General features: G+C 66.9%; 10 protein-coding genes. 5 read left to right on the forward strand and 5 right to left on the reverse strand.

The genetic code is table 11. From position 1 onward, the window contains the following. Positions 1 to 228: 228 nt before the first annotated feature. Positions 229 to 867: a peroxiredoxin gene (locus PXJ20_RS05625; protein ID WP_126876827.1), complete on the forward strand. Its 639-nt coding sequence runs from the start codon at positions 229 to 231 to the stop codon at positions 865 to 867. A gap of 156 nt (positions 868 to 1,023) precedes the next feature. Here the strand turns inward: PXJ20_RS05625 and PXJ20_RS05630 are convergent, their stop codons facing one another. Continuing rightward, positions 1,024 to 2,214: an acyl-CoA dehydrogenase gene (locus PXJ20_RS05630; protein ID WP_421030376.1), complete on the reverse strand. Its 1,191-nt coding sequence runs from the start codon at positions 2,212 to 2,214 to the stop codon at positions 1,024 to 1,026. Between the two features lie 188 nt (positions 2,215 to 2,402). Between PXJ20_RS05630 and PXJ20_RS05635 the strand changes: the two genes are divergently transcribed. Continuing rightward, positions 2,403 to 3,203 carry an IclR family transcriptional regulator gene (locus PXJ20_RS05635; RefSeq protein ID WP_421030377.1) on the forward strand — a complete coding sequence of 267 codons (801 nt, stop codon included), beginning with the start codon at positions 2,403 to 2,405 and terminating at the stop codon, positions 3,201 to 3,203. Positions 3,204 to 3,258: 55 nt separating this feature from the next. Here PXJ20_RS05635 and PXJ20_RS05640 read toward each other — a convergent pair whose 3' ends face one another. After that, the gene (locus PXJ20_RS05640) at positions 3,259 to 4,089 is read right to left on the reverse strand and encodes an EAL domain-containing protein (RefSeq protein ID WP_017772913.1); all 831 of its coding nucleotides are present in this window, start codon (positions 4,087 to 4,089) and stop codon (positions 3,259 to 3,261) included. Positions 4,090 to 4,399: 310 nt separating this feature from the next. Here PXJ20_RS05640 and PXJ20_RS05645 point away from each other — a divergent pair, with 310 nt between their 5' ends. From PXJ20_RS05645 to fahA, 3 genes are all read left to right on the forward strand, one after another. Beyond that, positions 4,400 to 5,785 (forward strand): MFS transporter, encoded by a 1,386-nt coding sequence (locus PXJ20_RS05645; protein ID WP_421030378.1) that lies wholly within the window; start codon positions 4,400 to 4,402, stop codon positions 5,783 to 5,785. Between the two features lie 113 nt (positions 5,786 to 5,898). After that, the gene (hmgA, locus tag PXJ20_RS05650; protein ID WP_421030379.1) at positions 5,899 to 7,227 is read left to right on the forward strand and encodes a homogentisate 1,2-dioxygenase; all 1,329 of its coding nucleotides are present in this window, start codon (positions 5,899 to 5,901) and stop codon (positions 7,225 to 7,227) included. Then, positions 7,224 to 8,573 carry a fumarylacetoacetase gene (gene fahA / locus PXJ20_RS05655; RefSeq protein ID WP_421030380.1) on the forward strand — a complete coding sequence of 450 codons (1,350 nt, stop codon included), beginning with the start codon at positions 7,224 to 7,226 and terminating at the stop codon, positions 8,571 to 8,573. The genes hmgA and fahA overlap by 4 nt, the downstream gene beginning before the upstream one ends. Before the next feature lie 143 nt (positions 8,574 to 8,716). Here fahA and PXJ20_RS05660 read toward each other — a convergent pair whose 3' ends face one another. The 3 genes from PXJ20_RS05660 to PXJ20_RS05670 form a co-directional block, all read right to left on the reverse strand. Further along, the gene (locus PXJ20_RS05660) at positions 8,717 to 9,874 is read right to left on the reverse strand and encodes an MFS transporter (protein WP_277597394.1); all 1,158 of its coding nucleotides are present in this window, start codon (positions 9,872 to 9,874) and stop codon (positions 8,717 to 8,719) included. A 54-nt stretch (positions 9,875 to 9,928) separates the two neighbouring features. Continuing rightward, positions 9,929 to 11,110, reverse strand: coding sequence for an MFS transporter (locus tag PXJ20_RS05665; RefSeq protein WP_017772918.1), 1,182 nt, complete (start codon positions 11,108 to 11,110; stop codon positions 9,929 to 9,931). A 265-nt stretch (positions 11,111 to 11,375) separates the two neighbouring features. Next, on the reverse strand, positions 11,376 to 12,185 hold the full coding sequence (locus PXJ20_RS05670) for a crotonase/enoyl-CoA hydratase family protein (RefSeq protein WP_421030381.1): 810 nt from the start codon (positions 12,183 to 12,185) through the stop codon (positions 11,376 to 11,378). Positions 12,186 to 12,416: the final 231 nt, after the last annotated feature.

Below are 12,416 nucleotides of genomic sequence, written 5' to 3' on the forward strand. Positions count from 1 at the left end.
TCCGTTCCTGGCGCCACAGGCTGCCCGGTCCACCGTTGACCATTGATGATCCCATGACGGAGTGGATCTGTCCCGCAAAGTTTCCCTCATCGCGCCCGAAATTACAAAATCTCATAAAGTAGTGACGCGATGTTTGTTCGTGGTGCGGGTCGGCGCTCGTATGCTGTAAATTTATCAGTCCGCCCAGGGCGTTCCTGGACGGGCACGAACCCATCAAGGAGCCGCATCATGAGTCTACGTCTTGGCGACATCGCGCCCGATTTTGAACAGGATTCGACCATTGGCCGCATCAAGTTTCATGAGTGGCTGGGCGATAGCTGGGGCGTGCTGTTCTCGCATCCCGCCGATTTCACGCCGGTGTGCACGACGGAACTCGGCCTCACCGCGAAGCTCGCCAGCGAATTCGAGAAGCGCAACGTGAAGACGATCGCGCTCTCCGTCGACAACGTCCAGTCGCACAAGGACTGGATCAACGACATCAACGAAACCCAGGCCGCGAGCGTCGGCTTTCCGATTCTGGCCGACGGCGATCGCAAGGTCTCGCAGCTGTACGACATGATTCATCCGAACGCGAACGAAACGCTCACGGTGCGCTCGCTCTTCGTGATCGATCCGAAGAAGAAGGTGCGGCTCATCATCACCTATCCGGCCAGCACGGGTCGCAACTTCGACGAAGTGCTGCGCGTCATCGATTCGCTGCAACTCACCGACAACTATCAGGTTGCCACGCCGGGCAACTGGAAGCAGGGCGAAGACGTGGTGATCGTGCCGTCGCTGCAGGATCCGGACGTGATCAAGCAGAAATTCCCGAAGGGCTACAAGGCGCTGCGTCCGTACCTGCGCCTGACGCCGCAGCCGAACAAGTAAGCGACAAGGCCGCGCGTCACAACGAAAAAGCCACGCCGGCGAACCGGCGTGGCTTTTTTCTATGCTGCTACTAACGACGCATCAGCAACGCGGCGGCCCACCACCACACCACGCGAGCGAACCTCCCGCAAACACGCTCGCGCACGGGCCTTCAACTCAGAAAAATGCCTGAATCCCCGTCTGTGCGCGGCCGAGAATCAGCGCGTGAATGTCGTGCGTGCCCTCATAGGTATTCACGACTTCGAGGTTCACCAGATGCCGCGCCACGCCGAATTCGTCCGAGATGCCGTTGCCGCCCAGCATGTCGCGCGCGAGCCGCGCGATGTCGAGCGCCTTGCCGCATGAATTGCGCTTCATGATCGAGGTGATCTCCACGGCCGCCGTGCCTTCGTCCTTCATGCGTCCGAGGCGCAGCACGCCTTGCAGGCCGAGCGTGATTTCGGTCTGCATGTCGGCAAGTTTCTTCTGCACCAGCTGATTGGCGGCGAGCGGACGACCGAACTGCTTGCGGTCCAGCACGTACTGCCGCGCCGTGTGCCAGCACGATTCCGCCGCACCCAGCGCGCCCCACGCAATGCCATAGCGGGCCGAATTGAGGCAGGTGAACGGGCCGCGCAGGCCGCTCACGTTCGGCAGCATGTTCTCCTGCGGCACGAACACTTCGTCCATCACGATTTCGCCCGTGATCGACGCGCGCAGCCCCACCTTGCCGTGAATGGCCGGCGACGAAAGTCCCTTCCAGCCCTTCTCCAGAATGAAGCCGCGGATGGTGTCCTGGCCGTCTTCCTCGAGCTTCGCCCAGACCACGAACACGTCCGCGATCGGCGAATTGGTGATCCACATCTTCGCGCCCGAGAGCGAGAAGCCGCCGTCCACCTTCTTCGCGCGCGTGACCATGCTGCCCGGGTCGGAGCCGTGGTTGGGCTCGGTCAAACCGAAGCAGCCGATCCATTCGCCCGTGGCGAGCTTCGGCAGGTACTTCTCCTTTTGCGCGTCCGAGCCGAATTCGAAGATCGGCACCATCACGAGCGACGATTGCACCGACATCATCGACCGGTAGCCCGAATCGACACGCTCCACCTCGCGCGCGATCAGCCCGTAGCTCACATAGTTGAGGCCGGGGCCGCCGTACTGCTCAGGAATGGTCGGGCCGAGCAGGCCCAGCTCGCCCATCTCGCGGAAGATGCCCGCGTCGGTGCGTTCGTGGCGGAAGGCTTCGAGCACGCGCGGCGCGAGCTTGTCCTGCGCGTAGGCTTGGGCGGCGTCGCGCACCATGCGCTCGTCCTCGGTGAGCTGCTGGTCGATGAGCAGCGGGTCGTCCCAGTGGAACCGGGCGGTATCGGCCATGACGTCTCTCCTCGATCTGGCTGGAATCGTGCTTGACTGATGTTCCGCTATGCAGAACAATGTTTTGCAAATCAGCGCTCAGTGTACACGCGTTGTGCGGCCTATGCAGCTACCTGGCGTTGACCGGCCAGACCCCTGTTCCTGCATCCGCCGCATTCACCGCACCCAGCCATCCCTTGCTCGCCGCCATGTCCGCCCCCTCCGACATCACCGCACCCGATTCCTCCGCTCCCATCGACGAGCGCAAGTTCGTCGTCGCGCTTGCCCGCGGGCTCGATCTGCTGCGCGCGTTCCGTCCGGGCGAGACGCTGCTCGGCAATCGCGATTTCGTCGAACGCACGGGGCTGCCCAAGGCCACCGTCAACCGGCTCGCCTATACGCTGACCGTGCTCGGCTATCTGCGTTTCGACGAGGCGCTGGGCAAGTACGCGCTGGATGCCGGCGTGCTCTCGCTCGGCTTCGCGCTGCTCTCGGGCACGGACACGCTCGAACTCGCCCGGCCGCACATGCGCACCTTCGCACGCGAGGTGGGCGCGGCGGTTTCGCTGGGTTGCCGCGACGGCCTCGACATGATCTATCTCGACACGATTCGCAGCGAAACGGCGCTCACGCTCGGGCTCGCGCCGGGTTCGCGGCTCTCGATGCTCACGAGCTCCATGGGCCGCGCGTATCTCGCCGTTCAGCCGGAGGACGTGCGCGCGTCGTTGCTCGTGGAGTTGAAGAAGGCGGCGGGCAAGGGCGGCGCGGCGCAGGTCGCGGCCGCGCAGCACGAGATCGACGCGTTTGCGGGCGAGGGCTGCTGCTATTCGTTTCGCGACTGGCACGACGACGTCAACGCCGTCGCGGTGCCCTTGCGGGAGCCGCGCGACGGCCGGCTGCTCGTGCTGAGTTGCAGCGGACCGGCGTCGTCGATGGACGAGGCGGTGTTTCGCACACGCGTGGCGCCGAAACTCAAGGCGCTGGCGCGAAAACTCGGCGCGACGGGCTGATACGTCCAACACCTGCGCCCGAAAGACGCCACGAAGAAGAAAACGCCTCGCCCTTTCAGACGGCCTTGTTGCTGTGCCGCGCGAAGAGCGGCCCCTGCACGAAGCGCACGTCGTACTGCTGGAGCAGATCGAACTGCGCCGCATCGCGCACGCCGCTGAAAATGAGCGGAATGCGCAGCTTTCCCGCGTAGCCCACCAGCGGCTTCACCATCGAATCGCGCAACGCCGCGGCTGCGTCCATCTTGATGAAGTCGAGCCGCGCCATGTCCGACACCGACAGAATCTGCCCAGCGTTCGGCAGATTGCCCGCCACCTTGAACCCGTAAAGCTGATAGCTCTTCGTGAGATAGCCGAGAAACGTCTTGTGCGCCACCGCCGCGGGCGGCAGCTCGATCACGACGCGCGCCGGATTCAGTCCGAACGAGACGAGCACCGTCGAGAAGTGCCGCCCGTGGTCGTACTTCACGCTCTTCAATAGCCGCTCGTGCACGCGCAGGAACAGCAGTCCGTGTTGCTGCGCCCCGAAGAAATTGATGGCGTGCATCGCGCGCGCCATACGGTCGAGCGCAACAAGCTGCTGGTCGTCGGTCGCGTAGTCGAGCGGCTCGAATGGCTCGGGCCGCTCGCCGTCGGTGCGCTTCGTGATGGCCTGAAAGCCCAGTTCGTCGCCGAACCGGTCGGCGCTCTCCGGTTCGGACGAGAGCGACTGCGCGAGCCCATGCACGCTGATGTCGAAGATGGGCTCGTAGGCGCTGCCGATCTCCACACCGCCGAAGTGCGCGACCGCATGCCCCTCGTGCGCGCCGGTACCCATGGCGAGGTGCTCGCCGAGGAATGGATGCTCCGCGGCACGGGCGACAAGTTCTGAAGTGGTGAGGGCAATCATCGTGGTGGGTGTGGGCTTGAAAGGCGCATGGTGAGGCGCATTCGGGCCGCGCAGCAGGGCCCTCGGTTGGGCCGCGGGACGGGCCGCTTTATGCGTCGATGGTAGCAGTCTGCGCTCGCGGCACATGGACTTATTGGTCATATCCATATCGGTGTCGCGGCCTTCCGGGTGCAGGCCAGGGTTTACGTTGATTTCACTAAACGTAATTCGTTTTACTATGCGTAAATTGCGCCGCTGCGACACATAGGCGCACCCGAGAGACTCCACAAAAGACCCCCCACAAAAGCCCCCGAAGCGAGGAGACGCATCGATGACCCCCACCCCCGGCTTTTCCCCCGCGCCACGGCAATCGCAGGCTCCGGCCGCCACGCTCGACGTGGAGCGCGTGCTTGCCGAAGCGCATCGCCCCGGCTTCCAGGTCCTGTTGCTCGTGCTGTGCGGCCTGTGTCTCGTGATCGACGGTTTCGACGCGCAGGCCATGGGCTACGTGGCGCCCAGCGTGATTGGGGAATGGCATGTCTCGAAGGCTGCGCTGGGCCCGGTCTTCAGCGCGAGCCTCTTCGGCATGCTGCTCGGCGCGCTCGGGCTGTCCGTGCTGGCCGACCGTATCGGACGGCGTCCGGTGCTCATCGGCGCCACGGCGTTCTTCGCCGCCGCGATGCTTGCCACGCCGTTCGTGACCACGATTGCCCAACTCATGGTGCTGCGCTTCGTCACGGGCCTTGGCCTTGGCTGCATCATGCCGAACGCAATGGCGCTGGTCGGCGAATTCTCCACGCCCGCGCATCGCGTGAAGCGGATGATGCTGGTCTCCTGCGGCTTCACCGTGGGCGCGGCGCTGGGCGGCTTCGTGAGCGCCGCGCTGATTCCCGCCTATGGCTGGCGCGCGGTGTTCTGGGTGGGCGGTGTCGTGCCGTTGCTGCTGGCTGGCGCGATGGTGGCGGTGCTGCCGGAGTCGCTGCAATTCCTCGTGCTTAAGGGCCATGTGGCGCGGGCCCGCCGCTGGCTCGCGAAGTTCGACCCGACGCTCGCCGTGTCCGAGGCAACCCGTCTCGTCGTGCGCGAGAAGGCCGATGCCGGCGCGCCTGTGGCCGAACTCTTTCGCGCCGGCCGCGCGCCCGTGACGCTGATCCTCTGGGGCATCAGCTTCATGAACCTGATCGATCTGTACTTCCTCTCGAACTGGCTGCCCACGGTGATGCGCGCAGCGGGCTATACGCCTTCCACGGCGGTGATCGTCGGCACCGTGCTGCAGACGGGCGGTGTGATCGGCACGCTGCTGCTCGGCTGGTTCATCGAGCGGTTCGGTTTCGTGCGCGTGCTGCTTGCGTGCTTCGCGGGTGCGGCCGTGTTCGTGGGCGCGATCGGCAGCGTGGCCCACATGCTGCCCTGGCTGCTCGTCGCCGTGTTCGCGGGCGGCTTCTGCGTGGTGGGCGGACAGCCCGCCGTCAACGCGCTCGCCGGCCACTTTTACCCCACCACGCTGCGCTCCACGGGCATCGGCTGGAGTCTCGGCATTGGACGCGTGGGCTCGGTGATCGGGCCGCTCGTCGGTGGGCAACTGATTGCGCTGAACTGGTCCAACGCGGCGCTGTTCCATGCCGCTGCGGTGCCCGTGCTGTGCTCGGCGCTGCTCGTGGTCGTGCTCGCCGGCCTGTCGCGGCCGGGCACGAGTGCCGCCGTGGACGCCGCGTGAATTTCGCTTAAACCCTCGGCTTGATCCCGCAGCCTGAACCCCCGGCCTGAACCCTCGGCCTGACCCCGACCCATATCGCCTGAATTTTCATTGTTCCAGGGAGAACCGTTCCCATGACCCAAGCTCAATCGCTTCGACACGAGATCGAACCGGGCTACCAGTCCGGCTTCGCCAACGAATTTGCCACCGAAGCGCTGCCCGGCGCGTTGCCGGCGGGCCGCAACTCGCCGCAGCGCGCGCCTTACGGGCTCTATGCCGAGCAGCTTTCGGGCACGGCGTTCACCGCGCCGCGCGCGCACAATCGCCGCACGTGGCTGTATCGCATCCGTCCCGCCGCGATGCACCAGCCGTTCACGGCGTTACCGTCGGAGCGTCTTGTCGCCGACTTCGGCACGGTGCCGCCCACCTCGCCGAACCAGCTGCGCTGGGACCCGCTGGCCATGCCCATCGCGCCCACGGACTTCGTGGACAGTTGGGTCACGATGGCCGGCAACGGCTCGGCCAACGCGATGAGCGGCTGCGCGATTCATCTGTACGCCGCGAACCGCTCGATGAAAGACCGCTATTTCTACGACGCTGACGGCGAACTCCTGATCGTCCCGCAGCAAGGGCGCCTCGCCATCGCCACGGAAATGGGCCGGCTCGATATCGAGCCCTTCGAGATCGCCGTAATTCCGCGCGGCGTGCGTTTCGCGGTGAGCCTGCCCGATGGCGAGGCGCGCGGCTACATCTGCGAGAACTTCGGCGCGTTGCTGCGCCTGCCGGATCTCGGGCCGATCGGCTCGAACGGGCTCGCGAATCCGCGCGACTTCCTCACGCCGCAGGCGGCCTACGAAGACCGCGAAGGCGCCTTCGAACTCGTCGCGAAGATGGACGGCCGCCTGTGGCGCGCGGACATCGGACACTCGCCGCTCGACGTCGTTGCGTGGCACGGCAACTACGCGCCGTGCAAATACGATCTGCGCCGCTTCAACACGATCGGCTCGATCAGTTACGACCACCCGGACCCGTCGATCTTCCTCGTGCTCCAGTCGCAGAGCGACACGCCCGGCGTGGACGCAATCGACTTCGTGATCTTCCCGCCGCGCTGGCTCGCCGCGGAAGACACGTTCCGTCCGCCCTGGTTCCACCGCAACGTGGCGAGCGAGTTCATGGGCCTCGTGCACGGCGTCTACGACGCGAAGGCCGAAGGCTTCGTGCCGGGCGGCGCGAGCCTGCACAACTGCATGACGGGCCACGGGCCGGACGCCGAGACGTTCGAAAAAGCCTCGGCCATCGATACCTCGAAGCCCAACAAGGTGGCCGACACGATGGCCTTCATGTTCGAAACGCGCACGCTGATCCGCCCGACGCGTTTCGCGCTGGAGACCGCGCAGTTGCAGGCGCATTACTTCGAATGCTGGCAAGGCCTCAAGAAGCACTTCAACCCGGAGCAACGATGACTTACGCGACACCGTCCGCCGCCGCGGAAGCCCTCAAGGCGACGCTCGATCCTTCGCGAAAGAGCTGGATCGAAAGCGCCAACCATCCGCTGTGCGACTTTTCCATCCAGAACCTGCCGTTCGGCGTGTTCAGCGACGCACGTAATGGCCGGCGCCGCATGGGCGTGGCGATTGGCGACGCCATCGTCGATCTGGCCGCGCTCCACGACGCAGGTTTGCTCACGTTGCCGGGCTTGTCGGCCGATGCGGCGCGCGAGGTTCTGGCCGCCGCCACGCTGAACGCGTTCATGGCCGCGGGCCGCGACGTATGGCGCAGCGTGCGCATTCAGCTGAGCGACCTGCTCGCGCGCGATAACGACAACGCCGCGCTGCGCGACGCCGCCGCTTTGCGCGAGCGCGTGCTGGTGCGCATGGCCGACGCCACGCTGCATCTGCCCGTCGACATTCCGGGCTACACGGACTTCTATTCGTCGAAGGAGCACGCCACCAACGTCGGGGCCATGTTTCGGGATCCGAAGAACGCGCTGCTGCCGAACTGGCTCGAAATGCCGATCGGCTACAACGGGCGTGCGTCGTCGGTGGTGGTGAGCGGCACGCCGGTGCGCCGCCCCAACGGCCAGCTCAAGTTGCCCGAGCAAGAGCGCCCCGTATTCGGCGCGTGCCGCAAGCTCGACATCGAACTCGAAACGGGCTTCTTCATCGGCTGCGGCAGCGCGCTCGGCGAACCCATCGCATGCGAGACCGCCGAGGACCACATCTTCGGCATGGTGCTGCTCAACGACTGGAGTGCGCGCGACATTCAGCAGTGGGAATACGTGCCGCTCGGCCCGTTCAACTCGAAGGGCTTCGCCACGACGATCTCGCCGTGGGTCGTGACGCTCGACGCGCTCGAACCGTTTCGCGTCCAGCAGCCCGCTCAGGAGCCGGAGCCGCTCGCCTACCTGCGCCACGGCGGCCGCCACGCATTCGACATCGCGCTCGAAGTGCGGCTGCGTGCCGAGGGCGCGCGCGAGGCCACCACGATCTGCCGCACGAACTTCCGCCACATGTACTGGACGATGGCGCAGCAGCTCGCGCACCACACGGTGGCCGGTTGCAACACGCGCGTGGGGGATCTGATGGGATCGGGCACGATCAGCGGGCCGACTGAGGACTCGTCCGGCAGCCTGCTGGAACTCACGTGGAACGGCCAGCGGCCCGTCGCGCTGAAGGAAGGCGGCACGCGCAGCTTCATCGAAGACGGCGACGAACTCACGCTGGCGGGCTGGTGTGAGGGCGAAGGGTATCGCGTCGGCTTCGGCACCTGCGTGGGGATGATCTTGCCGGCAGTGCCTGTGGGCCAGTAAGCGGCGGGGCGGGGTTTTGCCTCGCCTTGCAATCTATGCGGGGGGCCTGCGCGGCTCGGCTCCGCGCTGGCATTGCCTCGCGCCAATCGAGGCTTAACCACAGCATCGCCTCGGCCCAATCGAGGCCCCACCGCCGCCTCACCTCACTGCGCGACCTGCGCTCCGCCGCGCCGCTTCTCCAGCACCGCTGCGACGAGGAACGCCAGGGCGCCCGCGAACAGCACGCCGATGAGCGCATCGTTGCCCACGCGCTTCATCAGCGCGCCCGCAATCAGCGGGCCGCCGAAGCTCGCCGCGCTCCACGTGGCACCCAGCAGCGCACTCGCGGACACCAGCGCGCCGCCGCGAAAGCGCTCGCCGCATGCAACCACGGCGAGCGTATAGACCGCGCCCGCCGCCGCGCCCAGCACGAACAGCAGCGGCCAGCGCAGCCACGACGCGCCCACGGTCCAGGGCAGCAGCGGCAGAAGCAGCAGCACCACGAGCCCCGCGCCGAGATGCACGCGCTCGCGGCCCAGGCGGTCCGCGAGCCAGCCAATCGGAAATTGCAGCATCGTGTCGCCCGCGAGCGTGACGGAGGCGAACAGCACCGCCACGCCGCCCGGAATGCCGTGCGCCATCGCGAAGAGCGGCATCAGCGAAAGCGCGAGGGTGTCGAAGAGCGCGAAGAACGCTGTGGCGAGCACGAGCGCGGGCATGAGCGGCAGCACGTGACGCCAGGTGCCGTGCGGCTCGTGTCCGCCCGCTTGCCGCGGTGTGGTGCGGATGGTGGCCAGCATGGGCAGCGCGGTCACGAAGATCGCGCCGCACAGCACGAAGCGCCACGCCGTCAGATTCGCGATCTGGCTCACGAGCACCGGCCCCGCCATCTGGAACAGCGTGAACGTGGTGGCGTAGAGAGCGACCACGCGGGCACGCGTGGCGTCGTTGGCCAGCTCGTTGACCCACGCTTCGCCGATCGTGAAGAGCAGCATCAGCGCCGCGCCGCAGAGCGCGCGCAGCGCGGCCCAGACCCACAGGTCGGGCGTTGCCTGCATGAGCGCCGTGGCCGCGGCCACCACGAGCACGGCACCGAAGATCACCTGCCGTCCGCCGAAGCGCTGCGTGATCCAGGCCGTGACGGGCACCACCAGCAGACCGCCGCCGGCCTGGGCCGCGGTGAGCAGACCGACGACGTCTGTGCCGTAGCCTGCGTCGGTGAGCGCGAGCGCGGTGAGCGGAAGCGTGGCGCCGGAGCCGAGCCCGACCACGGCTACGCTGAGAATGAGCGCGAAGAAATCGCGAGTGAGGATCGCCTTCATCGGGCGGCATGCTACTACGGGAACGGGCGCGAGGCCCGCGGCGGGTGCTGTCCGCTACGCGCAGGTAGTCGGCCCGGCAACCGGCACCCGTTGCGCGCGCCGCTCCAGCGTCGCCGAAACGAAGGTGAGCGCAAGCGCCCCCACTGCCATCGAGACGCCCACCCACGGCAGCGAAGTGAGCGGCGCGCCGGCGCCGATGGCGGCGCCCCCCAGCCACGCGCCCGTCGCGTTGCCCAGGTTGAAGGCGCCCTGGTTGAGCGTGGAGGCGAGATTGGGCGCATGGCTCGCGCGATCGACGATCAGCATCTGCAGCGGCGGCACGATCGCGAACGCGAGCACGCCCCACACGAACACGGTGGCCATGGCGCCGACGGCGGAATGCATCGTCACCGCGAACACCGTTTCGATCGTCGCGATCAACACGAGCACGGTGAGCAGCGACGGCATGAGCCGCCAGTCCGCGAGCCGGCCGCCCAGCGTGCTGCCCACCGTGAGCCCGAGGCCGAAGAGCAGCAGCACGAGCGTGACGGCGTGCGGCGTGAAGCCCGTCACGTCTTCGAGAATCGGCGTGATGTAGGTGAACACGGAGAAGAGACTCGCCGACGCCAGCACGCTGATGCCGAGCACCATCAGCACCTGCGGGTTCTTCAGCACTGTGAACTCGTGCACGAGGCTCGCCTTCTGCATTTCGATCTTCGCGGGTAGGCAGACGGCGAGCGCGATGGCTGCCGCCACGCCGATGCCCGTCACGGCCCAGAACGTGGCGCGCCAGCCGGCCAGCTGACCCAGCGCGGTGCCGAGCGGCACGCCCAGCACGTTGGCGAGCGTGAGCCCGGTGAACATGAGCGCGATGGCCTGCGCACGGCGATTCGGCGCGACGAGCCCCGCCGCGACCACGGACCCGATGCCGAAGAACGCGCCATGGCAGAACGCCGTGACGATGCGCGCGCCCATCAGCACCGCGTACCCGGGCGCGATGGCGCACAGCAGATTGCCCACGATGAAGATGCCGATGAGCCGCATGAGCGCCTGCTTGCGCGGCATGTTGGCCACGACGATGGCGACGATGGGCGCGCCGATCGTCACGCCGAGCGCATAGGCCGACACGAGCATGCCCGCGGCCGGAATGGAGACGGCGAGGTCGCGCGCCACGTCGGGCAGGAGCCCCATGATGACGAACTCGGAGGTGCCAATGCCGAATGCGGCAACGGCAAGAGCAAGCAGGGGCAAGGGCATGATGGCGCGGCCGTGGGCGTGGGGTGCGTGGGAGTTGCGGGGAGGCGGGCGCTCGCGCGTTCTCGGGACAAGGAAGCGGGCGACGGCCAGGTGAAAATCAGTAGGGGATTTTACCTAAGCCGAAAACACGTTGAAGCGCCCGTTGAAGCGGCGGCTGAAGACTGTTGTTTTTCACCTAATCCATTCATCGGAAAGGGTTTTCACAGGCCTTCCGGCATTCGGGCTGCGGCTGTCCAGGGCAGGGACCTCGACAGCCGCAGCCCGATTACGAGCCTCTGTCATCGAACTCCTTGCCGTGCCGTCCCGCGCCTGCCGAGAAGCGTGCCGCGCCGGCCGCGCCTTCGTCGATCAGCGCCTGGTAGCCGCCGGCGCCTTCGCGACGCAGCGCTTCGGCCATGTCGTCGAGCGGGCTGTTTTCCAGCGCCGAGCGGCGGTCCGCGCGCAAGGCGCCTTGCGGCAGGGCGGCGAGTTCCGCCGCGAGTTGCTGGGCCGCTGCGAGCGCCTCGCCTTTCGGCACGACGCGATTCGCCAGCCCGAACGCGAGCGCTTCATCGGCGTGGATGGCCCTGCCGGTCAGGATCAGATCGAGCGCGCGGGAGAGCCCGATGAGCCGCGGCAGCCGTATCGTTCCGCCATCGATCAACGGAATGCCCACACGCCGGCAGAACACGCCGAGCACTGCGTCGGCCTCCACCACGCGCAAGTCGCACATGACCGCCAGTTCGAGCCCGCCCGCCACCGCGTAGCCGGTAATCGCGGCGATGACGGGCTTCGAGCGCGTCATGCGCGTGGGCCCCATCGGGCCGGGGCCACTGCCGTCGGCATGAATCTCGTTGCGGCGCGCGTCGTCGGCGAGCGCCGTGAGGTCCGCGCCGGCGCAGAACGTGCCGCCTGCGCCGAATAGCACAGCCACGTGCCAGGCGACGTTTGCCTCGAAGCGGCGAAACGCGGCGGCGAGCGCCTCGGCGGTCGGACGGTCCACCGCGTTGCGGCGCGCGGGACGGTCCAGCACGATCGTCGCCACTGCACCGGTCGCTTCGATTCGCACGTATTCGCTGAAGGTTTCGCAGATCATGCCGTTCTCCATGTATGGACTGCGGTATGCGTCTTGCTTCTACGGTGCATCTTTGCTTGCGATGCGGCTCCCATGCACCTCGCATGGGCTTCGCGAAGGCGCGTGCGAGCTTGCGCAGGCATGCCTTGCGTGTCACACGCGTTTCACCGGCCGCTCGTAGCTTAGGCGCTTTTTTGAGGCCGCGAAGCTGCGGCAGCTGTGGCCGCGTGTGCGGCGAGAATTGAAATCGCC

The organism is Paraburkholderia sp. A1RI_3L, assembly GCF_048957895.1.
Lineage (GTDB): Bacteria > Pseudomonadota > Gammaproteobacteria > Burkholderiales > Burkholderiaceae > Paraburkholderia > Paraburkholderia kururiensis.